The sequence below is a fragment of the Methylobacterium aquaticum genome, assembly GCF_001043915.1.
Lineage (GTDB): Bacteria > Pseudomonadota > Alphaproteobacteria > Rhizobiales > Beijerinckiaceae > Methylobacterium > Methylobacterium aquaticum.
The window spans coordinates 1-26,803 of the sequence record NZ_LABX01000006.1; the positions used below are offsets into that span (position 1 = coordinate 1).

Sequence of the window (26,803 nt, forward strand, 5' to 3'; positions counted from 1 at the left end):
CTGCCGGACTACATGGTGCCCGTGCAAGTGACGGTGCTGGAGCACCTGCCGCTGACGCCGAACGGCAAGCTCGACCGCCGGGCGCTGCCGGAGCCGGAGGCGCCGGCAACATCTCGTCACATCGCGCCGCAGACCGAGACCGAGCGGGTGCTGGCGGGGATCTGGCGGGACGTGCTGGGCCTGCCGCAGGTCGGCATCTCCGAAAACTTCTTCGCGGTCGGCGGCGATTCCATCTCCGCCTTGCAGGTAGTGCACCGGGCGCGGCAGGCCGGCCTGTCGCTCACCCCGCGCGACCTCTTCCGCCAGCCGCACCTCGGCGCCCTGGCGGCGGCGGCCCGGCCTCTCGCCGCCGGGCCCGCGGCGCTCGCATCCGAGCGAGGCTTCGGTGCGCTGACCCGCCTCGGGCGGACCGGTCTCGAAAGCCTCGGCCTGCGGGAGGCCGACCTGGAGGACGTCTACCCGCTCTCGCCGATGCAGCAGGGCATGCTCTTCCACGCCGTGCAGGCGGCGGGCGACGGCGGCGACTACGTCAATCAGGTCGCGGTGACGATCCAAGGCGTCGATGCCGGGCGGATGCGGGGGGCCTGGGAGGCATTGAGCCGGAGGCACGCCGTCCTGCGGACGGGGTTCGACTGGCGCAGTATCGAGGGCGAGGCATTGCAGGCGGTGCACCGCCACGTCCCGCCCGCCTTCGTCGACGAGGATTGGCGCGGCGAGCCGTGGGACGGGGATCGGCTGGCGCGGGCCGCCGCGCGGGAGCACGCCCTGGGCTTCGACCTCGCGGCCCCGCCGCTTTACCGCGTCCGCCTGATCCGGCTCGACGACGGGGCCGATGGCGGCCCGCGCCACCGGATGATCTGGACCTACCACCACATCCTCCTCGACGGGTGGAGCTCCACCCGCCTGATGTCGGACCTGCTGCACCTCTACGAAGGGCGCTCGCCCCGTCCGGCCCCGCCCTATCGCGATCACGTCGCCTGGCTCGCCGGGCGCGACGCGGCGGCCTCCGAGCGCTTCTGGCGGGCCCGGCTCGCCGGATTCGAGGCTCCGACGCGCCTCGCCGATGCCTTCGGCCTCGGGGGCCGGACGGGCGGGCCGGTGCGTCATGCCGCCTGCCACACGCGGCTCGACGAGCACCAGACCGCGCGTCTGCAGGACTTCACCCGCGCCGAGGGCATCACGCTCAACACCCTCGTCCAGGGCGCCTGGACCCTGCTGCTGCAGCGCTACACCGGGCAGGCGAGCGTGACCTTCGGGGTCACCGTCGCCGGCCGTCCGGCAGCGCTCCCGGGCTCGCAGGACATGGTCGGGCTGTTCATCAACACCCTGCCGGTCGTCGAGGGGTACCAGCCCGAGGCCCGAATCGGTCCCTGGCTGCGCGCGGTCCAGGAGCGCAACCTCGACATGCGCGACCACGAGCAGACCCAGCTCGCCGAGATCCAGGCTTTCGCCGGGCTCGCCGGGCAATCCCTGTTCGACAGCATTGTGGTGTTCGAGAACTACCCGCTCGAGGACAACCTGCGCGAGACGGATGGCCGGTCGCTCGCCTTCACCGACTTTTCCTCCGTCGACGTCACGAACTACCCGATGGACCTCACGGTCCGCGCAGGGAGGACTCTGAGCATCGAGTATCTCTACCAGCTCAACCACTTCAGCGAGGACGAGGCGGAGGCGATCCGCGAGACCTTCGAGCGGTTGCTGTTCGGCCTCGCCGCCGATGCCGGCAGCCGCGTCGGCCGCCTCGATCCCGTCACGGCGCGGGACCAGCGCCGGGCCGACCTTTGCAACGCGCAGGCGATGCCCTGCGCCTCGGGCCCCCCGGTGCACGAGGCGATCGCCGCTCAAGGCCGACGCCGGCCGGACGCGATCGCCCTCGTCTTCGGCAAGCGCAGCGTCTCCTACGGGGCACTCGACCGGCGCGCCGACCTCCTCGCGCGGCGGCTGATCGCCGAGGGCGTCGGCCCGGAGGCGCGGGTCGGCATCCTCGTCGAGCGCGACGCGGACACCTTCGCGGCGATGCTGGCGGTCATGAAGGCGGGCGCGGCCTACGTGCCGCTCGATCCCCGCAACCCGCCCGAGCGGCTCTCGGCGATGATCGCGGATGCGGGGATCCGGCTGGTCCTCGCCGGGGCGGAGGCGGCGCTGACCACGGACGTCCCGGTCTTACGCCCGGCGCTCCTCGATCTCGCGGCGGAATCCGGTCCGGCGCCGGCGCGACGGGTGCACGCCGAGACCCTCGCCTACGTGCTCTACACCTCGGGCTCGACCGGGCGGCCGAAGGGCGTCGCGGTGGCGCACGGCCCCTTGGCGATGCATTGCCGGGCCACCGGCGCGCTCTACGAGATCGACGAGGGGAGTTGCGAGCTGCACGTCCTGTCCCTCGCCTTCGACGGCGCCCATGAGCGCTGGCTGACGGTGCTGACGCATGGCGGCCGGCTCGTCGTGAGCGATGCGGGCCTGTGGACGCCGCGGCAGATCGTCGATGCCCTGCGGACGCACCGGGCGACCCATCTCGGGATGCCGCCCGCCTACCTGCAGCAGCTCGCCGAGTGGGTCGAGGAGACCGGTGAACCGCCGCCGGTGCGGCTCTACTCGTTCGGCGGCGAGGCGATGCCACGGGCGGGCTTCGCGCGCATCGCGCGGGTCCTCAAGCCCGAGATCCTGATCAACGGCTACGGCCCGACCGAGACCGTGGTGACGCCGCTGGTCTGGAAGGTCGCAGGCGATGCGGCGTGCGAGGCGCCCTACGCACCGATCGGCGTGCCGGTGGGCAACCGCACCGCCGCCATCCGCGGCAGCGATCTCGGCCTCGCGCCGGCGGGCGCGGTCGGCGAGCTCTGCATCGGCGGCGAGGGCCTGGCCCGGGGCTATCTCGGCCGGCCCGGCCTCACCGCCGAGCGGTTCGTGCCCGATCCTGACGGCGCGCCGGGCGCGCGCCTCTACCGCACCGGCGACCTCGCGCGCTGGGGCGAGGACGGCACGGTCGAGTATCTCGGCCGCATCGACGACCAGGTGAAGATCCGCGGATTCCGGATCGAGCTCGGCGAGGTCGAGGCGCGGCTGCGCGAGCAACGCGGCGTGCGCAGCGCCGCCGTGGTGGCGCAGCCCGCTCCCGAAGGGCACCGGCTCATCGCCTACGTCGCCCCCTGGGAGGCGGACGATGCCGGCACCTTGGCCGACGCCCTGCCCGAGGCGGTCGCGGCCGGCCTGCGGGCCTGCCTGCCGGACTACATGGTGCCTTCCCGCGTCGTCGTGCTGCCGCGCCTGCCGATGACCTCGACCGGAAAGGTCGACCGGCGCGCCCTGCCGGCCCCCGACTGGCGCTCGCAGGCCTACGTCGCCCCGGCGACCCCGACGGAGGCGGCGCTGGCCCGCGTCTGGCAGGAGGTGTTGAAGGTCGAGCGCGTCGGCGTCACCGACAACTTCTTCGAGCTTGGCGGCAACTCGCTCCTCAGCCTGAAGGTGGTGACCCGGCTGCGGCGCGAGACCCTCGACATCGAGGTCCGGCTGCGCGACCTGATGCGTCACCCGACGATCGCGCAGCTCGTCGCGAACGCGCCGGCCGCCCGGCCCGGGACACCGCCGGCGCGGGAGACGGCCGGCCCCCCTGCCATCGACACCGTGAGGGAACCCGCATGAGCACCCGCGACGAGCCCCCGGCGGCGCAGCTCCACCCGGACGTGGAGGCCCTGCTCGAGATGGTGGCGGCCGGCGTCGAGAGCGGGGCGCGGGTCCCGCTGCCGCGGCTCACGCCGGAGCAGGCCCGGGCCGATTTCGACGCCTCCTCGCCGCTCCTCGACGTCGCGGTGGCAGCCCTGCCGCACGAGGCGGCCCTGCGCCTGCCCATGCGCGACGGCGAGAGAATCGCGGCGCGCCTCTACGCGTTGCACCGACCCGATCCGGCAGCGCCGCTTCCCGTCACCCTCGCCCTGCACGGGGGCGGGTTCGTCGTCGGCAGCCTCGATTCCCACGAGTCGCTCTGGCGCGACCTTGCCGTCCGGAGCGGCGCGGCCGTGCTCGCGGTCGCCTACCGGCTCGCGCCCGAGCACCGCTTCCCGACCGCCTTCGAGGATGCCTGCGACGCCCTGGCCTGGATCGGGCGCGAGGGACGGAATGCCGGCCTCGACCCCGGGCGCGTCGCGCTCTTCGGCGACAGCGCCGGCGGCACGCTCGCAGCGGGCCTCGCCCTGGCGGCGCGCGACACGCCCGGCCTGCCGCGGCCATGCCTCCAGGTTCTGGCTTATCCGGGCCTCGCCGCCCGGCAGGACAGCAACTCGTACCGCCGCTTCGGCCGCGGCTACCTGCTCGAGGCCGAAACGGTGGCGTGGTTCTTCGCCCAGTACCTGCGCGACGAGGCCGACCGGCGGGACTGGCGGTTCGCACCGCTGGAGGCGGCCGATCTCGCGGGCACCGCTCCGGCGCTGATCGTGCTGCCTGCTTGCGACCCCCTGCTTGACGAGGGCCGCGCCTACGGCGAGAGGCTGCGGGCGGCGGGTGTATCCGTCACGAGCCGGATCGTCCCTGGCATGGTCCACGAGTTTCTTCGCATGGGCAACGTGGTCGAGGACGCGCTCGTGGTCCGGGCCGAGATTGCGGACGCCCTCGCGGCTGCCTTCCGGCAGCGACCAGCCTTCCGGCAACCCGCCCTCGGACAGCAATCCGCTTCCGCCGATGCGTGAGCCCGACGCCACCGGCCGGACCGACGCGCCTTTGTTCGAGGTCGAGGACCTGACCTTCGCGGTCGCGGACCGGACGCTGCTCCAGCCGCTCACCGCGCGCCTCGAGCGCGGGCGCGTTCACGGCCTGATCGGCCATAACGGCTCGGGCAAGTCGACCCTGCTGAAGCTGCTCGCCGGCCAGCAGTCGCCGAGCGGCGGGCGCATCGCCTATGCCGGCCGGCCGCTCGCGGCCTGGGGCCGGCGCGCCTTCGCCCGGCAGGTCGCCTACCTGCCCCAGCAGCCGCCCGCCGCCGCCGGCCTGACGGTGCGCGAGCTCGTCGGCCTAGGCCGCTATCCCTGGCATGGGGCTCTCGGGCGCTTCACCGCCGCCGACCGGGAGCGGGTCGAGGAGGCGATGCGCCTCACCGAAGTCGCGGGATTCAGCGACCGGCTGGTGGACAGCCTGTCGGGCGGCGAGCGCCAGCGCGCCTGGATCGCCATGCTGGTGGCCCAGGACGCCGCCTGCCTGCTCCTCGACGAGCCGACCTCGGCCCTCGATATCGGCCACCAGATCCAGGTCCTGGCCCTGGTGCAGCGCCTGGCGCGGGGGGGCCTGAGCGTGCTCGTGGTGCTCCACGACGTGAACATGGCGGCGCGCTTCTGCGACGAGCTGATCGCACTGCATTCCGGCCGTCTGATCCGGCGCGGCCCGAGCCGGGAGCTGATGAACGCGGCAGATCTCCAGGCGATCTACGACGTGCCGATGGCTGTGCTGCCCCACCCCGAGACCGGGATGCCGGTCGGCGTCGCGCTGTGAGAGCCCCGCGCCCCTCTCGCCGCGAGGCCGTGGCGGCGATCCTGGCCGCCGGTGCGGGCCTGCATCCCGCGAGGAATGCCGCGGCCGCGCCGATGCCCCGCGTCGCGGCGGCGGGCTGGGCCGGCGCCCAGACGCTGCTCGCCCTCGGGGTGGTGCCGCTCGCCCTGCCAGAGATCGCCCGCTACCGGGCGCTGGTCGCCGAGCCGCCCCTGCCCGAGAGCGTGCAGGAGCTCGGCCTGCGCTCGGAGCCCAACCTCGAGCTCCTGACGGCGCTCGCCCCCCACCTCATCGTCGCCGATGCCGGCTCGGTCACGTCCCCGCTCGCACGAATCGCGCCCGTCGCGACCTTCGCGCCGCTCCGGCCGGGGCGCCGCCCCGCTGAAGCCGCGCGGGAGGCGACCCTGGCGCTGGCCGCTCGGCTCGGCCGCGACGCCGAGGCGCAAAGCCTGATCGCCGCCCACGAGGCGCGCCTCGCCGGAGCGGCGGAGCGGCTGTCCGGCGATCGCGGCGGGCCGCTCTGCCTGGTGAGCGACGCCTTCGGCAACCGCGCCCTCGTGTTCGGCGGGAACAGCCTGTACCAGGACGTGCTCGACCGGGTGGGCCTGCGCAACGCCTTCACGGGCGCGACGAGCGCCTGGGGCCACGCCACGGTCGGCCTCGACCAGCTCGCCGCCCTCGACCCGACGACCCGCCTGGTTCTCCTGACCTCCCGCGTCCCCGACGCCCGCACGTTCCTGGCCCTGCGGCCGCTGTGGCGGACGCTGCCCTTCCTGCGCGAGGAGCGCGTGACCGTGCTCGCCGACATCCTGTTCTACGGCGGCCTGCCCTCGGCCGACCGCTTCGCGCGGCTCCTCGCCGAGCGCCTGGCCCCCGGGAATGCCGCCCGTGGGTGAGCGGCCCGAGCCGCGCGCGGGCTGGCAACGCCCGGCCCTGATCGTCCTCGCCCTCGCTCTCGCGGCGCTGGCGCTGGCCCTGCGCGACCTCGCGCTGCGGCTGCCGCCCGGCCAATGGGGTGCCGCCCTCCTCGCCCCCGACGCGACCGACACGCGGCAGATGCTGGTCCATCTCACGGTGATGCCCCGCATCGCCGTGGCGCTGCTATGCGGGGCCGGGCTCGGCCTCGCCGGCGCGGTCTGCCAGCAGGTGCTGCGCAACCCGCTGGCCGAGCCGACGACGCTCGGCATCTCGGCCGGCGCCAGCCTCGCCCTCTCGGCCGCGACCCTGTGGGCGCCAGGCCTGCTCGCCTACGGGCGCGAAGGGGTGGCGCTCGCGGGGAGTTTCGCCGCCTTGCTGTTCGTGTTCGGGCTTGCCTGGCGCCGGGCCCTGTCGCCGGTCTCCCTGGTGCTCGCCGGCCTGATCGTTACGCTCTATTGCGGTGCGCTCGCCAGCGCGCTCAGCCTGTTCCACCGCGACTACCTGATCGGCATCTATCTCTGGGGCGCCGGCTTCCTGTCGCAGCAGGGCTGGGGCGTTGCCGCCTTCCTGCTCCCGCGCCTCGGCGTCGCGGCGTTCCTGATCGCCCTGATGGTCCGGCCGCTCACCCTGCTCGGGCTCGACGACGAGGCGGCGCGCAATCTCGGCCTCGGCCTCACCGGGGCGCGGCTCGCGGCCCTGGTGGTCGCCGTGTCCCTGAGCGCGGCGGTGACCTCGGCGGTCGGGGTGATCGGCTTCGTCGGCCTCGCGGCGCCCGCCATCGTCGCCATCGCGGGCGCCCGCCGGCTGCGTGATCGGCTGGTCTGGGCTCCGCTCTGCGGCGCGGCCCTGCTCTGGCTCACCGACGGCCTCGTCCTCCTGATTCCCACCGGCTACCGCGAGGTGCCGACCGGCGCCGCGACTGCGCTCCTCGGCGCGCCGGTGATGCTCGCGCTGCTGCCGCGCCTGCGCAAGGGTGTGCTGTGGCGGGCCGAGCCGGCGGCGGCCGTGCCGCGCGCCGCCCGGCCGGGCCTCGTGCTGGCGGCAGGCGCCGGCCTCCTCGCCCTCGCCCTGTGGGGCGCGCTCGCATTCGCGTATGGGCCGCGGGGCTGGAGCTGGGCGGGTCTTACGGGAATCGCCGAGATGCTGCCCTGGCGCGGCCCCCGGGTCGCCGCGGCTTTGGCCGCTGGGGCGATGCTCGCCATGGCGGGGATGCTGCTCCAGCGGATGATGAACAACCCGATGGCCTCGCCCGAGGTGCTGGGCGTCTCCTCCGGGGCGGCGCTCGGGGTGATCGTCGCGCTCTTCCTCACCGAGGCACCGTCGCGGGTCGTGCAGCTCGCCGCCGGAACCGCCGGCGCCTTCGCGGTGCTCCTCGGCATCCTGGTGCTGGGGCGCCGCGACGCCTTTAGCCCCGAGCGGCTGCTGCTCGCGGGCGTCGCAACGAGCGCCGCCTTCGGGGCGATCGTCGCGGTGGCGATGGCAACCGGGGACCCGCGGGTCGGCACGCTCCTGACCTGGCTCGCCGGCTCGACCTACGGGGTCGATCCCGGGGAGGCCGCAGGCTTCCTGGCCGCGGCGGCGATCCTCGCGGGGCTCGCCCCGATGCTCGCGCGCTGGCTCGACATCCTGCCGCTCGGCGCGGCGACGGCGCAGGCGGTCGGGCTGCACGTCCCGCGCGTCCGCCTCGTCGTCATGCTGGCGGCGGCCGTGATGACCGCGGTGCCGACGCTCGTCGTCGGCCCGCTCAGCTTCGTCGGCCTGATGGCACCGCACATCGCCCGGCTGATCGGCCTGCAACGGGCGCTGCACCATCTGGTCGGCGCGGCGATCCTCGGCGCGCTCCTCCTCACGCTCGCCGACTGGGCCGGGCGAACGATCATCTTCCCCTACCAGATGCCGGCCGGCCTGCTGGCGACGGTGATCGGCGGGCCCTACCTGATGTGGCTTTTGCGGCGGCGGTGAGCCGGCCTCGTCCGATTTCCGACGGATCGCTGTCGCGATGCGGAATTCGGCTTCGCTCAAGCGCCGCGCGGGCTCGTGATTCCGTCGCCGGACGCTGACGTCCGGCGACGGAATCACCCCGCCCGCTCGCGGGTCCAGTAGCCGACGATGAGGTGGCGCGACTTCGGCAGGCCACGCTCACGCTCGACGTAGCGGCGCAGGGTCTTGGCGAGGGCGAACTCGCAGCCGATCCAGACGAAGACGTCGCCGTCCTCGGGCCAGACGCCGTCGCGCACGGCCGGCAGCAGCCGGTCGGGCGCGCCGGCCGGAGCACCGTTCCGGTGCAGCCAGCGCACCGTGAGACCTGGCGGCGCGGCGAGCGGGATCTCCTCCTGCGGCCCGGCGACCTCGACGAGGACGCGCCCGCGCGCCGCGGAGTCGAGGCCCTCCAGAACCCGGGCGATCGCGGGCAACGCCGTCTCGTCGCCGGCGAGCACGTGAAAGGCCGCCGGCCCAATCGTGCGGCCAACCGGCCCCGCCATCCCGACGACCGCGCCCGGCCGGGCGGTCTCGGCGAACTCCGCCCCCGGCCCGCCATCGACGTGGCGCACGAAGTCGATCTCGACGAGGCCGCGTTCCGGATCCACCCGCCGGATCGTGTAGTAGCGCAAAGCCGGGCGCCGCTCGTCCGGCGGCCACAGCGTGCGCCCATCCGCGCCGAGGCGGGGCCATTCGGGGACCGCGAGTCCCGGCGGCGGCAGGTAGAGCCGGACGTGGAGGTCGTCCGCGCTCGCGAAGCGCGCCAGGTCGGCGCCCGCGAAGGTCAGCCGGCGCAGGAGCGGCGTGACGTCGGCGGCCGAGACGAGGCGCAATTCGCGGAAGTTGGAGAACAAAGCCCCGTCGCCGGAAAACCCCGACCAGCGGATCGCGATCGGCTCGGGCGCGAACTCGACGATATGCGAGGCCATGACCGAGCGCACCATCTCGAGGTCGCCGTCGTCGGCGGCCTCGACCCGCACCGTCAGGGTTCCGGGCCGCACCGTCATCGTGCCGGTGCCCTTGCCGAGATCCGCGACGGTGCTGCCGTCCCGCGTCTCGAAGGTGACGCCGTGCTCGACGAGATGCTCGACGAGCCGCGCGGCGAGCGCGCAGGGATCCGCGAGGGCGATCTCCGCCTCGGTGATGAGGACCGTCACGTCTTGCTCCCGCCTTCCGCCGCGGCGTCGCGGCCGCGAACCGATATCACGCCACCGCCGCCCAGGCGCCGGCTGCGGCCCCGTCGCGCTCCGAAAGCGCCCCGGAGGCCCGGCGGCACAACGTCGTCGCGTCCTTGATCATGCCGTTCACCCGCGCCGGGGAGACGCCGATCTGCGCCGCGATCTCCTTCTGCGGCACGCCGTCGAGCCGGTGCGCCAGCAGCGCCCGGCGCGTGCGCGGCGGGGCGCGGTCGAGGGCCGCCGCCACCGCCCGGAGCGCCTGGCAGGCTTCCAGCCGCTCGTGCGGGCAGGCGCAGGGGCTGGCGGCGTGCTCGGCCGCCGCGATCGGGGCCAGGAGGCGGCATTCGAGACCGTTGCGGCGCAGGGAATCGAGGGCGAGGTTGCGGATCATCCGCCCGAGATAGGCTTCGGGATGGCGCATCTCCGGGATCGTCCTGTCCTGGCACAGGGCCAGGGCGACGTCCTGCACCACGTCCTCCGCCCGGGCGCGGCACTTGAGGATCCGGTGGGCCATGTCGACGAACCGCCGGCGTCCGGCGAGCAAGACGTCGAGGAGGTCCCGGCCGTGCGGGAGATCCCGGTTGGGGAGGGTGTCGCGCATGTCTCGGTATGACCCTCGATCATCGGCTGACAGCGGCTCTCGCGGCCGCGACGCTCCCGCCGCGACGTCGCTCCTTCCGTCGAGGCCGAACGCCCTAACATAGGGTCGAGATTGCCTCAACACATCCAGCAAAACTTCTTCCGAAAGAGCGTGATATTCCGCGTGTAAATATAATAATTCTAATTAACATACTTGGAATACAATTCGATTTGCCTTGGAGCGAGGTTGTCCTTTCGACCCCGAGACGATAGTTTCCCGATCCGCATCCTTCGATCCCGACCGGAGCGCGCCCGCCAGCTCATGACGGCCTCCTTCTCCAGCAGACCCGCAGGCCTCGTGCTCGGGCTCGTGCGCCCCTATGCCGGGGTGATCCTCGCCTGCGCGGTGCTCGGGGCCCTGGGGGGCCTGAGCGTCGCGGGGCTCCTCGCGCTGGTGAACCGGGGCCTGCACGGCACGGCCGCCGACGGGTCCGGCCTGCTCGCCGCCTTCGTGGGGCTCTGCCTGCTCACGCTGGTCGGATCGATCGGCTCCGATATCGGCGCCAATGTCGTCGGCCAGCGCGTCGTCGCGACCCTGCGCAAGACGCTGGCCGACCGGATCCTCGCTGCCCCGATCGACGCGCTCGAGCGCTACCGCCTCCATCGTCTGATCCCGGTGCTGACCCGGGACGTCGACACGATCAGCGACGTCGCCTTCGCGCTCTCGACCCTGGCGGTCGCCCTCACGGTGACGGCCGGATGCCTGGCCTATCTCGCCGTGCTGTCGCCGGCCCTGTTCGGGTTCGTGGTGCTGGCGGTCACCCTCGGCGTCTGCGCTCAGACCTATGCGCAGATGCGGGGCGTCGCCGGCTTCGTCGCGGCCCGGGCCGGCGAGGACCGGCTCCAGGCGCAGTACCGCGCCATCACCGAGGGCGCCAAGGAATTGCGGCTGCACCGGGGACGCCGGCACCGCCACGCGGCGCTGCTGCGGGACGCGATCGACGACATCCGCGACCGGCAGATCCACGCCATCGTGCTGTTCGTGACCGCGCGGGCGTTCGGGACGGTGCTGTTCTTCGCCGTGGTCGGGGCGACCCTGGCGCTGCGCCACTTCGTCTGGCCGGAGATGGACGCCGCCACCGTCAGCGGCTTCGTCCTCGTGCTTCTCTACATGCGAGGGCCCGTCGACCAGGTGATCGGGACGCTTCCGGTCATGGGCCGCGCCCTGGTGGCGCTACGCCGGGTCGCCGACCTGTCCGAGCGCTTCGCGACCCCGGAGCCCGGGCTGGTGCCCGGCCCCGCCGTCGGCGGGGTGGATTCCGGGGGCCGGACGATCCGGTCCATCGCGCTGCGCGGCGCCACCTACGCCTTCCCGGCGGCCGAGGGCGGCAAGGGCTTCGTGCTCGGGCCTGTCGACCTGCGGGTGGAGGCCGGAGAGACCGTCTTCGTCGTCGGCGAGAACGGCTCGGGCAAGACCACCCTGATCAAGCTCCTGCTCGCCCTCTACGTGCCCGATTCCGGCGACCTCGTCCTCGACGGGACCGCCGTCACCGCCGCGACGCGGGACGAGTACCGGCAGCTCTTCACGACGATCTTCTCGGACTACCACCTGTTCGAGGACCTCGCCGGGCCGGGTACGCTGCCGGAGCAGGCCGCGCGCTACCTGGAACGGCTGGAGATCGCCGGGAAGGTCGGGGTCCGGGACGGCGCCCTGACCACGCTCGACCTTTCGACCGGCCAGCGCAAGCGCCTTGCGCTCTTGAACGCCTGGCTCGAGGGCCGGCCCGTCCTGGTGTTCGACGAGTGGGCCGCCGACCAGGACCCGGCCTTCCGGCGGATCTTCTACGCCGAGCTGCTGCCCGACCTGAAGCGCCTGGGCAAGACCATCGTGGTGATCTCGCACGACGACCGCTACTTCGACGCGGCCGACCGCATCGTCCGGATCGAGGCCGGCCGGATCGTCGCCGACGAGCCCCCGGGGCAGCACGCGGAGAGGCCGGGCGCGGATCGCCCGAGTACCGTTCCGGGATCACCCCGTCGCCACGGGGCGCCCTCCCCCGAACCAACCCGCCCATGACTGCGAGGACCACGACGATGATCGAGAGTGCCGCCGCAGCGCCGGTCGCCGTCACGCTCCGCCTGGCGGACCCCAGCGCTCCCATTCTCGTCGAGAGACGCGGATCGCGGATCGCCGCCACCAGCGGGGACCGCCCGCTTCTGTCGCTGCATCGCGACGAGGCCGGGCGGGCCGACGACCCCGCCTTCGCCGTGGACGGCGCGACCGGGGATCCGGTCGCCGACACCCGTGCCGTCGCGGCGGTCGCCGAGGCGGTCTTCGGCTGGGAGCCGGAGCGCGCGTCCTTACGGCTCGCGCTCGATCCCGACGAGCCCCTCGCCCGCCACCTCGTCGCGCACGGCCTCGCGCGGGTCGAGGCGGGCATCCTGTGCATCCGGCCCGAGACCGCGATGCAGCGACGCGACCCCTGGCTCGCCGATCCGGACCGTCCCCCCTACCCGCTCGACCTGATCATGACCGGGGACCGCCGCCATCCCCGCCGCCCGCGAAAGCCCGAGGGGCTGGTCTATGCCCGCCACATCCCGTGGCTCGGCGAAGCGGTGTCGTTCCGCGCCCTCACCCTCGCGGACCTGCCGCTCTTCCACCGCTGGATGAACGACGAGCGCGTCGCCGCGATCTGGAGCGAAACGGGCAGCGAGGCGGAACACCGCGCCTATCTCTCGGCCCTGATCGCCGATCCGCACATGCTGCCGCTGATCGGCTGCTTCGGCGACAGGCCGTTCGGCTATTTCGAGATCTACTGGGCAAAGGAGAACCGCATCGCCCCGTTCTACGACGCCGGCGACTACGACCGGGGCTGGCACGTCGCCGTGGGCGAGGACGCATTCCGCGGCCGCGCCTACATCTCGGCCTGGCTGCCGTCGCTGATGCACTATCTCTTCCTCGACGACCCGCGCACGGAGCGCATCGTCGGCGAGCCCGCCGCGAGCCACGCCCAGCAGATTCGCAACCTCGACGTCTCGGGCTTCGCCAAGCTGAAGACCTTCAGCTTCCCCCACAAGCGCGCGATGCTGGTCATGCTCCTGCGCGAGCGCTTCTTCGGCGACCGCCTGTGGCGTCCGGCCGCGCGGGCGGAGGGAGGCCGGTGATGGCCCGCCACGCAGCCGAACACGACGTGATCGGCATCGGCTTTGGCCCGTCGAACCTCGCGCTCGCCATCGCCCTCGACGAGGCGTCGCGGCAGGGCGCCGGCCTCGACGCGCTCTTCGTCGAGCGCCAGCCGCGCTTCACCTGGCACGGCGGTATGCTGCTGCCGGGCAGCGACATGCAGATCTCGTTCCTGAAAGATCTCGTCTCGCTGCGCGATCCCACGAGTCCGCTCACCTTCATCAATTACCTGCACAAGAAGGGGCGGCTGGAGCACTTCGCCAATTGCCGCACGTTCTATCCGAGCCGCATCGAGTTCAACGACTATCTCGGTTGGGTCGCCGGTCACTTCGCCGACCGGTGCGCCTATGGCGAGACCATCGTCGCCGTGGAGCCCGACCGGTACGACCTGCCGGTCCGGTCGCTGCGGGTGATCTCCCGCACCGAATCCGGACGTGAGGTGCTGCGCCGGACCCGCAACATCGTGGTGGCGGTGGGCGGGATGCCCCATGTGCCGGCCGTCTTCGCAACCTTGGGGGACCATCCGCGCCTGATCCATTCGAGCCGCTACCTCGACCGGATCGGCGCTCCCGGCCTCGCCCAGGACGGAGCCCGCATCGCGGTGATCGGCGGCGGCCAGAGCGCCGTCGAGATCACGGTCGATCTCCACGACCGGTTTCCGGGCGCGGCGATCGACCTCGTCTTCCGCGGTCACGCCCTCAAGCCGTCCGACAGCTCGCCCTTCGTCAACGAGATCTTCCATCCGGGCTTTACCGACTTCATCTACGACCAGCCCGGGGACCGGCGCGCCGCCCTGGTGCAGGCGTTCCGGAACACGAACTACGCCGTCGTCGATCCCGATCTCCTCGAGACGCTCTACAGGATCCTCTACCAGCAGCGGGTCGAGGGCGGCGCGCGCGTCGGGCTGATGCCGCGCAGCCGGATCGACGCCACCGCGGCCACGAATGCCGGCATCGCGATCGACACGACGGACCTCTTCGCCGGCACGAGCCAGCGCCGGTCCTACGACGCGGTCGTCCTGGCGACCGGATACGAGCGGAGCACGCGCCCGCCCTTCCTGGAGCCGATCCTGCCGTATCTGGAGGTCGCGGACCTCGATCGGACCTACCGGATCCCGTCCCACGAGGATTTCGAGCCGCACGTCTACCTCCAGGGCGCCGCAGAAGCCTCGCACGGCCTCAGCGACACCCTGCTCTCCGTTCTGGCGGTGAGATCCGAGGAGATCTCGCGCTCGCTCTGCGACAGGATGCGGCGCGCCCACGGGTGAGGCCAGGCGCGGCCGGGCGCGGACGTTCATGCCGGCTCCTCGCCGGCAGGCGCCCTCGAACCCGGCCGGCCACGGGGCCGTCCGAGGAAGCAACGGATGCCGGCCGTCTTCTCTCCCGGCTCGCGCGAAGAAGCGGGAAGCCTCCCGTCCATGATCTCCCCGGTCCGCCCTGCACCGGTCGGGATCGGTGCAGGACCAAGCAGACGTGCGTTGGCAGGCCAACGCTTCGTCCGCTGAGGTTCTTGTTTGATCGCAGATTTTTGCCGCCGAACCGGTGACCGCTTCGGCGAGATCGGCTTAGAGCATTTCCCGACGAAGTGGAGACCGGTTCGTCGGACAATGCTCTAGGCCGCACGGGGGCCTACCAGCGGTAGGTCAGCGTCCCGAACACGCTCCGGCGGAAGCCTTCGAACACGTAGCCGGTATAGAAGCCCGCCGTGTAGTAGCGCTTGTCGAACAGGTTCGTCGCGTTGACCGACAGGGTCGCCCCCTTCCAGTCCGGGTTGACCCGCGCAAGATCGTAGCTGAGCGAGGCGTCGACGACGGCATAGGACGGGATGTAGTCGACATTGGTCGCGTCGGTGCGCGGGCCGATATAGCGCACGCCGGCGCCGGCCCGCAGACCGCCGAGCGCCGACCCGACCGGAAAGGCGTAATCGGCGAAGAGCGACACGGTGTTGGCCGGGGCGTTCGGCAGGCGGTTGCCGATGAGCCGCGGGTTCGTGTCCTTCGTGACCTTGGTGTCGAGATGGGCGTAGCCGAAGATGACGTTGAAGCCCTCGAACAGGGTGGCCTTGCCCTCCAGCTCGAACCCCTTCGACACGGCCTCGCCGGTCTGGACGAAGAAGCCGGGGTTGAGCGGGTCGGCGAGCGGGATGTTGGTCTGGGTGATGTCGAAGTACGAGGCGGTGAAGAGCGCGTTGGTGCCGGCGGGCTGCCACTTCACGCCGCCTTCGATCTGCTTGGCCTCGCGCGGATCGAGAGCCGCGCCGCTGGCGCGCTGCCCGGCGATCTGCGGGTTGAACGACGTCGAGTAGGACACGTAAGGAACCACGCCGGCATCGAACTCGTAGCCGAGGGCGACGCGGTAGCTCAGCGCCGAGAAATCCTGCTTGCTGACCGTGGCCCGGTTCGCGGAGGCGATCGGCAGGTTCGGGAAGCTGTTCACGGTGTCGATCTGCTGATCGACCCAGTCGTTACGCACGCTTCCGGTGAAGATGAAGCCGTTCCACTTCATCTGATCCTGGAAATAAGCCCCGATCTGCTGCTGCGACGCGCGGGTCGCGATGTTCGTCCGGTTCGGGAAATTGAAGCTGTAATTGTAGACCGGATTGTAGAGGTCGATCAGCCGCGTGCCGGCCGCCAGCGGATAGCCGAGCGGGAAGGTTCGCGCGTCGTCCCGGTGATAGTCCTGGATGTCGACGCCGAAGACGACGCTGTGCTTGATACCGAAGGTATCGAACTGGCCCTCGACATGGTTGTCGGCCAGGATGCCGTAGCTCGACTGTCGGCGCAAGTACGGGACAGTCGCGACCGAGAGGAAGCCCGGCGGCGTGAAGCCCGGCACCGCACCGACGACGTCGGCCTTGGTCGAGGTCTCGTAGATCCGGAAGGCCGAGTGGACCAGCCAGCCGGGCGCGAACGAGTGATCGAGGACGTAGCCGATCTCCTTGTTCTCGAGCAGGAAGGTGTTGAAGTTCGGCTGCCCGACGAAGACGTTGGGCTGGTAGAAGCCGCGGGCGCTCGGGATGATCGAGCCGACGATCGGCAGGCTCTGCTCGGAGCCGCCGCTGCGGAACTCGGCGTACTTGGCGAGCACGGTGAGCGAGGTATCGGCATCCGGCCGCCAGGTGATGGCGGGCGCGAGGAAGGTGCGGTCGTCGGGTGTGTAGCGGACCTGAGAGTCGGAGTTGCGCACCAGCCCGGTCAGCCGGTAGGCGAAGTCGGGGGCGCCCTCGACCGGCCCGGACAGGTCGAAGCCGGCCTGGATCCGATTGCGGGTGCCGCCCTGGATGAACACCTCGTTGAACGGGGTGAAGCTCGGGCGCTTCGAGACCAGGTTGATGATGCCGCCCGGCTGGCCGGCGCCGTACAGCACCGAGATCGGGCCCTTGATGACGTCGATGCGCTCGTAGGCGTAGGGCTCGACGTTCTGGTCGAACGAGTTGAAGCCGTAGCGCAGGCCGTCCTCGTAGACGTTGTCGAAGTTGTTGGCGTTGAAGCCGCGCAAGGTGAAGGTCGGACCGCCCTGGCCGCCCGGGTAATCGACAGCCTGGACGTTCGGGGTGTAGGCCACCGCGGTGTTGAGGTCCTGCACGCCGCGGACGTCGAGTTCCTCGCGGGTGATGACGCTGACGGTCGCGGGCGTCTCGAGGATCGAGTCGTTGCCCTTCATGCCGGCCGTCGAGCGCGTGGCGACGAAGCCGGTGGTCCCGAAGGTCGGTTGCTGGGCCGCGACGGAGATCTCGTCGAGGGCGATGGCTCCGCCGTCGGCGGGCTGGGCCTGAGACGGCGTGTTCGAGGTGCCGGGCGGTTTCGAAGCCTGGGCCTGAGCGTCGCGCAGCCCGGCTCCGATGGCCGCGATGGCGACTCCCGTCACGAGAGAGGCGCGCAGGCTCATGCCTGCACGATCGGCCAACTGGGTCCAACGCATCGAGCAGCCCCGAGAGAAATTGATCTTGGGCCTCGTCCGTCACATCATCACGGAGAGGCGCAGCAAGGGGTAAGGGGCCAAAATTTCGTTTGCAATCGCAGCCTATTACGAACATTTAATCAATTCTAGATAAGAGCCAGCCGGGCCGAGGCGATTCGCTGCTAAATTCCGACACGATCACTGCTATCTGTGACGTTTTAAAATCATCTAATTCCAATGTAAGGGATCGCAGTCGGAATTTGCTGTGGAGAGCGTCCAATTTGCCACAGTCGGCGTCGAAACTTGGGCGTGGTTGCCTCGAGGACGATCGATTTTTGGACAATCCATCGACCGGCTTGGGAGCATGGCCCTCGCTGTCGATCGCTTTGAAGGGCATCGCTGACGGTCCGTGGTATGGTGTGATTCAGGCTCCCCGATGAGGTGGCGTGTGGCTTTGTGCGGGGATCGGAGCCGTCGCGGACGGGCTGATTGACGCATTCACGAACCGTCTGCCGCAGCACCGCAAGACCTAAGCAGGCTTGCGTTGGCAGGCCAACGCACGTCTGCTCAGCGTTTCACAAAGCCGATATCGGCCGCCACGGCCTTGAGCCGGTCCGGCTCCCGCTCTTTGCGCTCGCTGTAGCGGTCCACCAGGTAGTCGGCCCGTTCGCGGGTCAGCAGCGTGAACTTCATCAACTCCTCGCACACGTCCACCACGCGCTCGTAGAGCGGCCCCGGCTTCATCCGGCCGGCATCATCAAACTCCCTGTAGGCCATCGGCACGCTGGACTGGTTGGGGATGGTGATCATCCGCATCCAGCGGCCGAGCAGGCGCAGGGAGTTCACGGCGTTGAAGCTCTGCGAGCCGCCGGACACCTGCATGACCGCGAGGGTGCGGCCCTGGGTCGGGCGCACGCTGCCCTCGGCCAACGGCAGCCAGTCGATCTGGCTTTTCATCACGCCGGTCAGATTGCCGTGCCGTTCGGGCGACACCCAGACGTGGCCCTCGGACCAGAGCGAGAGATTGCGCAGTTCCTGCACCTTCGGGTGGTCGGCGGTGGTGTCGTCGGGCAGCGGCAGCCCGTGCGCATGGAAGATCCGCACCTCGCCGCCCATCGCCTCCAGCAAGCGGGCAGCCTCGCAGGCCAGGAAGCGGCTGAACGACCGCTCGCGCAGGGAGCCGTAGAGGATCAGGAACCGGGGCGCGTGGGTGAACGGCTGCGCCACCTGGAGGCGTGCGGCCGTCGGCACCTCGAAGTGCGCTGCACTCAGGTTGGGGAAGCCGTCGTGAACGGTGGGTGCGGGCGGAAGGGGCTTGTCCAAGGGGGCTCTTTCCTCTACATTTCAATAATGATTGAGATATTGCATCAATGATGGACGAACGGCAAGCCGTCGCCGCCTTTGCGGCTCTCGGCCAGGAGCACCGTCTGCGGATCGTGCGTGCGCTCGTCACCGCTGGCCCGGACGGTCTGGCGGCCGGCGCGCTGGCGCAGGCAGTCGGTGTCTCCGGCACCAACCTGTCCTTTCACGTCAAGGAACTGAGCCACGCCGGGCTGATCCAGTCGCGGCGTGACGGCCGCTCGGTCCTCTACAGCGCCACGTTTCCATCGCTGTCGGAGCTGATCCAGTTCCTGATGCGCGACTGCTGCCAGGGCCGTCCGGAGGTCTGCACCCCGGCCGTCGAAGCCCTGGCAGCCTGCCTTTGCCCGCCTGGAGACACCGCCCATGGCTGATCGCGTCTACAACGTGCTGTTTCTGTGCACCGGCAACTCGGCCCGCTCGATCCTGGCAGAGGCCATACTCAACAAGGACGGGCAGGGACGCTTCCGGGCCTTCTCAGCCGGTAGCCAGCCCAGGGGCCAGCCGCATCCGCTGGCGCTCGAAACCCTGCAGGAGAGCGACTATCCGACCGAAGGTCTGCGCTCGAAGTCCTGGGACGAGTTCGCCGCGCCGGGCGCCCCGGTGATGGATTTCGTGTTCACGGTCTGTGACAACGCGGCCGGCGAGGCCTGCCCGTTCTGGCCCGGCCAGCCGGTCACGGCGCATTGGGGCATCGAGGACCCCGCCGCGATCGAGGGGCTGGACTACGTGAAGGCTGCGGCCTTCCGGCTGGCGCAGCGCTATCTCAAGAACCGCATCAGCGCGTTCATCGCCCTGCCGATCGGCAGCCTCGATCAGGTGGCGCTGTCGTCCAAGGTCCGCGAGATCGGCCAGCAGGACGGTGCGACGTCGCCTCGGCCGGAGGTCGCGTGATGGACGTGATCATCTACCACAACCCGGCCTGCGGCACGTCCCGCAACACCCTGGCGATGATCCGCAACGCCGGCATCGAGCCGCACGTGATCGAGTACCTGAAAACCCCGCCGTCGCGGGCGCTGCTGGTCGCGCTTCTGCATCGCGCCGGCCTCACGGTCCGTGACGTGCTGCGCGAGAAGGGCACGCCCTACGCCGAGCTGAACCTGGGCGATCCGGCGCTGACCGACGCCCACCTGCTCGACGCCATCGAGGCCCACCCGATCCTGCTCAACCGCCCGTTGGTCGTGAGCCCCAAGGGCGTGCGCCTGTGCCGGCCGTCCGAGGCGGTTCTGGATCTGCTGCCGGCGCAGCAGGGCGAGTTCGTCAAGGAAGACGGCGAGCGGGTCGTGGACGAGCACGGCCGCCGCGTCGCCACCGCCTGAGCCTCAACCACAACGCGAAACGACCCCGATGCTCGCGCTTGCCATCTTCCTCGTCACCCTCGTCTTCGTCATCTGGCAGCCCAAGGGCCTCGGGATCGGCTGGAGCGCCCTGGCCGGCGCCGCCGTGGCGCTCGCGACGGGCGTGATCCACCCCGGCGACATTCCGGTGGTCTGGCATATCGTCTGGGACGCCACGTTCACCTTCGTGGCGCTGATCATCATCTCCCTGCTTCTCGACGAGGCCGGGTTCTTCCACTGGGCCGCCCTGCACATCGCCCGCTGGGGTGGTGGCCGGGGCCGACGGCTCTTCCCGCTGGTGATCCTCCTCGGCGCGGCGATCGCGGCGGTGTTCGCCAACGACGGCGCGGCGCTGCTGCTGACCCCGATCGTGCTGGCGATCCTGCTCCGGCTCGAGTTCAAACCGGCGGCGGCGCTGGCGTTCATCGTCGCCTGCGGGTTCGTGGCAGACTCGACCTCCCTGCCTCTGGTGATCTCCAACCTGGTCAACATCGTCTCGGCCAACTTCTTCGACGTGACCTTTGGCCGGTACGCGGCGGTGATGGTGCCGGTGAACCTCGTATCTCTGGCCGCGACGCTGGTGGTGCTCTGGCTGTACTTCCGGCGCGTGATCCCGGCGGCCTACCCGGACGGGGAGCTGGAACCACCCCGTCAGGCGATCCGTGATCCGCTGGTGTTCCGGGCCGCGTTCCCGCTGCTCGCCGTGCTGCTCGCCGCCTACTTCATCACCGCGCCGTTCGGGGTGCCGGTCTCGGCTGTCACCTGTGCCGGCGCGGCGGTGCTCCTGCTGCTCGCCAGCCGGACCCGGATGATCCCGATCCGCAAGGTCCTGGCCGGCGCACCCTGGCAGATCGTGCTGTTCAGCCTCGGCATGTACCTGGTGGTCTACGGCCTCAGAAACGCCGGCCTGACCGACGAGCTGGCAAAGGGCCTGGTCTGGCTGGGCGGACAGGGGCCGTGGGTCGCCACGGTCGGCACCGGCTTCGCCACAGCCATCCTGTCGTCGGTGATGAACAACATGCCGTCCGTGCTGATCGGGGCACTCTCGATCCAACAGGCCCCGGACCTGTCGCCGCTGACCCGCGAGCTGATGATCTACGCCAACGTGATCGGCTGCGACCTGGGGCCGAAGTTCACGCCGATCGGCAGCCTGGCGACGTTGCTGTGGCTGCACGTGCTCGCCAGCAAGGGCCAGACGATCACCTGGGGCCAGTACATGAAGGTCGGCCTGGTCATCACCCCGCCCGTGCTGCTGGTCACGCTGCTGGCGCTCGCGGCCTGGCTGCCCGTGCTCGACACCCCGTAGGCCGGCGCCGATGACCCCGGCTCGGCGTTGACCGGCGGCCCGTATGACCCGGGCCTTCGCCGCCCTCGGGCGGCTCCACGGCGCCGAGGCGCGGCCGGCGATCACAACCCCGATCTGCATGGTCCCGGAGTGTGTTGGTGCGGGCCATGCGTGCACCTGACGGGTCCTCCGTCCAGGCTTTGCCGATGGCCGCGTCGGCGGTGAGGTCACGCAACGTCTTGAGGCGACGTGCAAAGTTGCAGTCTGCGACAAAATCGGCGAGCTTCAGCCGAAGCTCATCGTGGCTTTCATCATGGAAGTGCTTGACGGTTGCGTCCTTGTTCGTCAGGTTCATGGTCCCGACTTGGACGTTCGTCCAAGAATGACGCGGCTTGGTCGAACGATGCCCAATGTCGAGATCAGCGCAGGCCGCTTCGAAGGCGTGACAGCGAAACAGTCCCGTCTCAACCCGCATCGCTTCGATGTCTTCGGGGTCCAACCATCGCCGGTCGGATCGGTGAAGCGTGCCATTGTGGGTGAGCACGATCTGGGTTTTGCAGGGAACAGCACGAGCTTGCCCCCTGTGTTGTGACGTCCGCAATGTCGACGCGAACGTCGCCGACCGGCACGCCGCTTGGTCTCGGCCGCGAGTTCCTGGGCATTCGCGAAGGCCACCAGGCCGATGAACAGGCTCATGGTGAAACCGGCGCCGCCGAGACGCGAGGCGCCGTCGCCCGACGTCCGGGTCGCCAGAGCCAGGCGTTGCGCCAGCCCGAGCCTCACCGTGGCGATGACGAGGCCGAACGCACCAATCTGCTTGCCCACGAACAGGCTAGGCGTCACCGGGTCGTGCAGCATGCGTGGGATGATCTCCTCCAGGAACACGCCGGACTTGACGAAGGCGAATGCATGACCCGGTCCAACCATTGCGCGTCCGGGTCCGGAACGTCTGCTTCGCCCGTGGAGCGGACGGACAGGGCCGGGCCTGACCCGGACAGATTCGAGCTGCGTAGCGACCCGCATCGCCCCGAACACGTCCCTTGCAAGCAACACCTTTATTGCATTTCATCGAAAGCTGCGCTGCGGGGCGCTTCGAGAAACCGGCGAGGATTGCTGACATCGGCTGGTCCAGCGCCTGAGATAAACTCTATAAGACATTCATAATGCCCGATTGTCGGGTCGTAGCGGAGAATGCAGGCACCGAGGTGCAGGTCGCGGGCAAAGCGATCCGCCACGCCGTCAGCCCGAGGGCATTGACGCCGACCAACCGCCATAATAAATTACGATCATAATTTTAAAAGGTCAGTTCTCGGGAGAGGGTCATGGACAGGAGATGGGCGCTCGGGCTTGCCGGACTGGCCCTGGCCGGGTGCTCGCCGGCCGAGACGGCGGTGGCCCCGGAACCGCCCTTGGTCCAGACCGTCGAGGTCGCCCCCAGCACCGGCGGCGTCGCGCGCTACACCGGAGTCGTCCGCGCCCGGACGGAGAGCAATCTCGGCTTCCGCGTCGGTGGCAAGATCTTCGAGCGCCTCGTCGATCCGGGCCAGCACGTGCGCCGCGGACAGGCGTTGATGCGGCTCGACCGCACCGACTTCACCCTCGCGCTGAACGCCGCACGCGCGTCGGTCGAGGCCGCCCGGGCCCAGATGGTCAAGGCCAGGGCCGACGAGGAGCGCAGCCGCAAGCTCGTCGGCGAAGGCTGGACCTCCCGGCAGACCTACGACCAGAACAAGGCCGCGGCGGACGCGGCCGTCGCCCAGTTTGCCGCCGCTGAGGCCCAGGCGAGCCAGATCGAGAACCAGGCGAGCTACTCCGAGCTTCAGGCCGATGCCGACGGTGTGGTGATGGAGGTGCCGAGCGAGCCCGGGCAGGTGGTCGCGGCGGGTCAGACCGTCGTCAGGCTGGCGCGGGATGGGTCGCGCGAGGCGGAGGTCTTCCTGCCCGAGGCGAGCCGGCGCCTCGCGAACGGCGCGGCCTCTGCCACGCTCTACGCCGAGGGCGAGACGACCTATCCGGCGCGGCTGCGCGAATTGTCCGCGACCGCCGATCCCGCGACGCGGACCTACCGGGCGCGCTACATCCTGTCGGGCGGCGGCGAGGGCGCGCCCTTGGGCGCCACCGTGACCCTCCGGCTGAGGGAACCGGAGGCCGGCCGCTCGCCGTCCGTCGAGGTGCCGCTCGCGGCATTGTTCGATTCCGGCAACGGCTCTGCCGTCTGGCGGTTCGACGCCGCCACTCGAACCGTCACGGCCCGGCCCGTCATCGTCGCCCGCCTGTCCGAGGAGCGCGCGGAGATCGTCTCAGGCTTGACCCCCGGCGAGCGGATCGTCGCACTGGGTGCCCACCTGCTCAAGGCCGGGCAGGAGGTGCGCCAGGCTTCCTCCAGCATGACGGGAGTGGCCCGATGAGCGGCTTCAACCTCTCGGCGCTCGCCGTCCGCGAGCGAGCCGTCACGCTCTTCCTCATCATCGCGCTCACCGGCGCAGGCTTCTTCGCCTTCGAGAAGCTCGGGCGGGCCGAGGATCCCGCCTTCACGGTCAAGACCATGGCCGTCTCGGCCGCCTGGCCCGGGGCGACCACGGACGAGATGCAGCGTCAGGTCGCCGACCCGCTCGAGAAGCGCCTTCAGGAACTCGTCTACTACGACCGCGTCGAGACCACGGTCCGCCCTGGCCTGATGCTGATGAAGGTATTCTTCAAGGACTCGATGCCGCCGGCCAGGCTGCAATCGGAGTTCTACCAGGCGCGCAAGAAGCTCTCCGACCAGGCTTCCAGCCTGCCGCGCGGTGTGCTCGGACCGCTGTTCAACGACGAATTCTCCGACGTCTACTTCGCCCTATACGCGCTCCAGGCCAAGGGCCTGCCGCACCGCCACCTCGTGATGCGCGCCGAGGACCTGCGCCAGCGCCTGCTGCGGCTGCCCGGGGTCGAGAAGATCAACATCCTGGGCGAGCAGGCGCAGAAGATCTTCGTCGAGATGTCCTATCAGCGCCTCGCGACGCTGGGCATCAACGGCCAGCAGCTCCTGGCCGCCCTCGCCAACCAGAACGACGTCACGCCGGCGGGCTTCGTCGAGACCACCGGCCCGCGCGTCTACCTGCGGCTCGACGGCGCCATCGATGGCCTTGAGGCGATCCGCGAGCTGCCGGTGGCGGCCGGCGACCGCAGCCTCAAGCTCGGCGACATCGCCGAGGTCAAGCGCGGCTACGAGGACCCCAAGACCTTCGCGATCCGCAACGACGGCGAACCGGCACTGATGCTCGGCCTCGTCATGAAGCCGGGCTTCAACGGCCTGACCCTCGGCGAGACGCTGAACACCGAAGAGGCGGCAATCCATCGTGAGCTGCCGACCGGCATCAGCTTCACCAAGATCACAGACCAGGCGAAGGTCATCGACGACGCCATCCACGAGTTCATGGTGAAGTTCTTCACCGCGCTGGGCGTGGTGATCGTCGTCAGCCTCGTGGCTTTGGGCTTCCGGGTCGGCATCGTGGTGGCGCTCGCCGTGCCGCTCACCCTGTCGGCGGTGTTCGTGGTGATGATGGTGACGGGCCGCGACTTCGACCGCATCACGCTGGGCGCCCTGATCATCTCGCTCGGGCTGCTCGTCGACGACGCGATCATCGCCATCGAGATGATGGTGGTGCGCATGGAGGAAGGCGCCGACCGGGTCTCGGCGGCGACCTACGCCTGGAGCGCCACCGCCGCGCCGATGCTCACCGGGACGCTGGTCACCATCGCGGGTTTCCTGCCGGTCGGCTTCGCCGCCTCCACGGCGGGCGAGTATGCCGGCAACATCTTCTGGGTGGTCTCGTTCTCGCTGATCATCTCGTGGATCGTCGCGGTGACCTTCACGCCCTATCTCGGCGTCAAGCTGCTGCCCGACATCAAGCGCGTCGAGGGCGGCCACGAGGCGATCTACGCCACGACGAACTACGAGCGTCTGCGCCGGATCGTGCGATTGTCGGTCGACCACAGGTGGCTGGCGGCCGGCATCACCGTGGCGCTGTTCGCGGGCGCCGTGGTCGGCATGGGCAAGGTCGAGAAGCAGTTCTTCCCGAATTCCGAGCGGGCCGAGCTCATCGTCGAGGTGACGCTGCCGACCGGGTCGGCGTTCAGTACCACCGAGGCGACGGTGAAGACGGTCGAGGCGGCGGTTCGCGCACTGCCGGAGGCGCGCGAGATCACGAGCTACATCGGCCAGGGGATGCCGCGCTTCGTGCTCTCCTTCGATCCCGAGCTGCCCGATCCCGCCTTCGCGCAGATCGTCGTCCAGACCGCCGATTCGCACGCCCGCGACGCGCTTCGGGCCAAGGTGCGCCGGCTCGTCGACGAGGGCCGCTTCCCCGAGGCACGGGTGCGGGTGCTTCAGATCGTGTTCGGGCCCCCGGTCCGCTTCCCCGTCGCCTTCCGGGTGGTCGGGCCCGATCTCGACGTCATCCGGGGCATCGCCGCCGAGGTGGCCGGGGCGATGGCCACGAACCCCGACATGCGCATGGTCCATCTCGACTGGGGCAACAAGACCCCCAACCTGCGCCTCGTCCTCGACCAGGAGCGCCTGCGGCTGATCGGCCTGACGCCGAAGGAGGCCGGTCAGCAGTTGCAGAACTACCTCAACGGCACGCCGGCCACCCAGATGCGCGAGAACCTGCGCTCGGTCGACGTGCTCCTGCGCAGCCCCGGCCCCGAACGCCGGTCGCTCGGCGACATCGGCGACCTGACCCTCGCCACGAAGGACGGGCGCCAGGTGCCGGTGTCCCAGGTCGCACGGCTGGAGAGCCGCAACGAGGACGCGGTGCTCAAGCGGTACAACCGCGAGACCTACATCCGCGTCCAGGGCGACATCGTCGACGGCAAGCAGCCGCCCGACATCCATGCCCAGGTCGCCCCGCTCCTCGACCCGATCAAGGCGAAGCTGCCCCCCGGCTACCGCATCGACAATGCCGGGGCGGTGGAGGAGAGCGCGAAGGCGATGACGTCGCTGGTGGCGGTGTTCCCGCTGATGCTCATCGTGACCCTCACCGTCATCATGATCCAGGTGCGCTCGTTCACCACGATGTTCATGGTGTTCGCCACCGCCCCACTCGGCCTGGTGGGGGCTGCGCCGACATTGCTGATCTTCCATCAGCCCTTCGGCTTCAACGCGATCCTGGGGTTGATCGCGTTGTCGGGGATCCTGATGCGCAACACCCTGATCCTGGTGGACCAGATCCATCACGACCGCGAGGCAGGTCTGTCGGACTACGAGGCGATCGTCGAATCGACCGTGCGGCGGGCCCGTCCCGTCATCCTGACGGCGGCGGCCGCGATGCTGGCCTTCATCCCGCTCACCCACTCGGTGTTCTGGGGGGCTCTGGCCTACGTGCTGATCGGCGGCGTCGGCGTCGGCACCCTGCTGACGCTGCTGTTCCTGCCGGCCCTCTACGCCCTGTGGTTCCGGGTCCGCCGACCGGACGGAGCCGCCGCGCGGACCCATCACGGCCTGGCCGGTGCGCAGGCCGGAGCGCCGGCCTCGTCATGAGAACGACGTCACAGCGGATCGCCCGCAACCCTGAAGGTTGCGGGCGGTCTCCCGGCGGGCCCGGTCCCGCTCCCTCACGGGCCCGCCGGGA

Annotated in this window: 18 protein-coding genes and 2 pseudogenes; 14 read left to right on the plus strand and 6 right to left on the minus strand. The window is 70.5% G+C overall.

Features of this window, described 5'->3' with window-relative positions:
* The 5 genes from VP06_RS00680 to fhuB form a co-directional block, all read left to right on the plus strand.
* The coding region (locus tag VP06_RS00680) for a non-ribosomal peptide synthetase (protein WP_156295384.1) at window positions 1–3,639 on the plus strand (3,639 nt) is incomplete at its 5' end.
* Window positions 3,636–4,679 (plus strand): alpha/beta hydrolase, encoded by a 1,044-nt coding sequence (locus VP06_RS00685; RefSeq protein WP_048461905.1) that lies wholly within the window; start codon window positions 3,636–3,638, stop codon window positions 4,677–4,679. The genes VP06_RS00680 and VP06_RS00685, both read left to right, overlap by 4 nt.
* Window positions 4,672–5,475 carry an ATP-binding cassette domain-containing protein gene (locus VP06_RS00690; RefSeq protein WP_048461906.1) on the plus strand — a complete coding sequence of 268 codons (804 nt, stop codon included), beginning with the start codon at window positions 4,672–4,674 and terminating at the stop codon, window positions 5,473–5,475. Before VP06_RS00685 ends, VP06_RS00690 begins: the two co-directional genes overlap by 8 nt.
* A gap of 29 nt (window positions 5,476–5,504) precedes the next feature.
* Window positions 5,505–6,368: an ABC transporter substrate-binding protein gene (locus VP06_RS00695; protein ID WP_048461907.1), complete on the plus strand. Its 864-nt coding sequence runs from the start codon at window positions 5,505–5,507 to the stop codon at window positions 6,366–6,368.
* Window positions 6,352–8,352, plus strand: a complete 2,001-nt coding sequence (gene fhuB / locus VP06_RS00700; protein WP_156295385.1) for a Fe(3+)-hydroxamate ABC transporter permease FhuB — start codon at window positions 6,352–6,354, stop codon at window positions 8,350–8,352. The genes VP06_RS00695 and fhuB overlap by 17 nt, the downstream gene beginning before the upstream one ends.
* A 113-nt stretch (window positions 8,353–8,465) precedes the next feature.
* Here the strand turns inward: fhuB and VP06_RS00705 are convergent, their stop codons facing one another.
* A complete protein-coding gene (locus VP06_RS00705) occupies window positions 8,466–9,527 on the minus strand; it encodes a siderophore-interacting protein (RefSeq protein ID WP_048461908.1) in 1,062 nt (353 codons plus the stop codon).
* Window positions 9,528–9,573: 46 nt separating this feature from the next.
* Window positions 9,574–10,149 (minus strand): sigma-70 family RNA polymerase sigma factor, encoded by a 576-nt coding sequence (locus VP06_RS00710; RefSeq protein WP_048461909.1) that lies wholly within the window; start codon window positions 10,147–10,149, stop codon window positions 9,574–9,576.
* Between the two features lie 300 nt (window positions 10,150–10,449).
* Between VP06_RS00710 and VP06_RS00715 the strand changes: the two genes are divergently transcribed.
* Genes VP06_RS00715 through VP06_RS00725 form a run of 3 tightly spaced genes read left to right on the plus strand, consistent with a single transcriptional unit; the run spans window position 10,450 to window position 14,578 of the window.
* Window positions 10,450–12,204 (plus strand): cyclic peptide export ABC transporter, encoded by a 1,755-nt coding sequence (locus VP06_RS00715; RefSeq protein ID WP_048461910.1) that lies wholly within the window; start codon window positions 10,450–10,452, stop codon window positions 12,202–12,204.
* A 17-nt stretch (window positions 12,205–12,221) separates the two neighbouring features.
* Window positions 12,222–13,292, plus strand: coding sequence for a GNAT family N-acetyltransferase (locus tag VP06_RS00720; protein WP_053081472.1), 1,071 nt, complete (start codon window positions 12,222–12,224; stop codon window positions 13,290–13,292).
* Entirely contained in the window at window positions 13,292–14,578 is a 1,287-nt protein-coding gene (locus VP06_RS00725; protein WP_048461911.1) for a lysine N(6)-hydroxylase/L-ornithine N(5)-oxygenase family protein, read from the plus strand. Before VP06_RS00720 ends, VP06_RS00725 begins: the two co-directional genes overlap by 1 nt.
* Before the next feature lie 361 nt (window positions 14,579–14,939).
* Here VP06_RS00725 and VP06_RS00730 read toward each other — a convergent pair whose 3' ends face one another.
* Together VP06_RS00730 and arsH are read right to left on the minus strand one after the other, a co-directional pair.
* A complete protein-coding gene (locus VP06_RS00730; protein ID WP_053081473.1) occupies window positions 14,940–17,198 on the minus strand; it encodes a TonB-dependent siderophore receptor in 2,259 nt (752 codons plus the stop codon).
* A gap of 579 nt (window positions 17,199–17,777) precedes the next feature.
* The gene (arsH, locus tag VP06_RS00735; RefSeq protein WP_048461912.1) at window positions 17,778–18,533 is read right to left on the minus strand and encodes an arsenical resistance protein ArsH; all 756 of its coding nucleotides are present in this window, start codon (window positions 18,531–18,533) and stop codon (window positions 17,778–17,780) included.
* A gap of 50 nt (window positions 18,534–18,583) precedes the next feature.
* Between arsH and VP06_RS00740 the strand changes: the two genes are divergently transcribed.
* The 4 genes from VP06_RS00740 to VP06_RS00755 are packed head-to-tail and all read left to right on the plus strand — an operon-like array spanning window position 18,584 to window position 21,212.
* Window positions 18,584–18,943: an ArsR/SmtB family transcription factor gene (locus VP06_RS00740; protein WP_048461929.1), complete on the plus strand. Its 360-nt coding sequence runs from the start codon at window positions 18,584–18,586 to the stop codon at window positions 18,941–18,943.
* Window positions 18,936–19,463: an arsenate reductase ArsC gene (locus tag VP06_RS00745; RefSeq protein WP_048461913.1), complete on the plus strand. Its 528-nt coding sequence runs from the start codon at window positions 18,936–18,938 to the stop codon at window positions 19,461–19,463. The genes VP06_RS00740 and VP06_RS00745 overlap by 8 nt, the downstream gene beginning before the upstream one ends.
* Complete coding sequence (gene arsC, locus VP06_RS00750) at window positions 19,463–19,888, plus strand: arsenate reductase (glutaredoxin) (RefSeq protein WP_048461914.1); 426 nt, start codon at window positions 19,463–19,465, stop codon at window positions 19,886–19,888. The genes VP06_RS00745 and arsC overlap by 1 nt, the downstream gene beginning before the upstream one ends.
* Window positions 19,889–19,916: 28 nt before the next feature.
* On the plus strand, window positions 19,917–21,212 hold the full coding sequence (locus VP06_RS00755) for an arsenic transporter (protein WP_048461915.1): 1,296 nt from the start codon (window positions 19,917–19,919) through the stop codon (window positions 21,210–21,212).
* A 101-nt stretch (window positions 21,213–21,313) separates the two neighbouring features.
* On the opposite strand, the pseudogene VP06_RS37735 reads toward VP06_RS00755, so the two are convergent.
* Both VP06_RS37735 and VP06_RS38460 read right to left on the minus strand, forming a co-directional pair.
* Window positions 21,314–21,774 (minus strand): annotated as a pseudogene (locus tag VP06_RS37735) (IS481 family transposase); the annotation flags it as partial.
* An 80-nt stretch (window positions 21,775–21,854) separates the two neighbouring features.
* Window positions 21,855–22,214, minus strand: a pseudogene (locus VP06_RS38460) (Na+/H+ antiporter NhaA); the annotation flags it as partial.
* 299 nt (window positions 22,215–22,513) lie between these two features.
* Here VP06_RS38460 and VP06_RS00760 point away from each other — a divergent pair.
* Both VP06_RS00760 and VP06_RS00765 read left to right on the plus strand, forming a co-directional pair.
* Window positions 22,514–23,599 carry an efflux RND transporter periplasmic adaptor subunit gene (locus VP06_RS00760; protein ID WP_048461916.1) on the plus strand — a complete coding sequence of 362 codons (1,086 nt, stop codon included), beginning with the start codon at window positions 22,514–22,516 and terminating at the stop codon, window positions 23,597–23,599.
* Window positions 23,596–26,712, plus strand: coding sequence for an efflux RND transporter permease subunit (locus tag VP06_RS00765; protein WP_048461917.1), 3,117 nt, complete (start codon window positions 23,596–23,598; stop codon window positions 26,710–26,712). The genes VP06_RS00760 and VP06_RS00765 overlap by 4 nt, the downstream gene beginning before the upstream one ends.
* The last annotated feature ends 91 nt before the right edge of the window (window positions 26,713–26,803 follow it).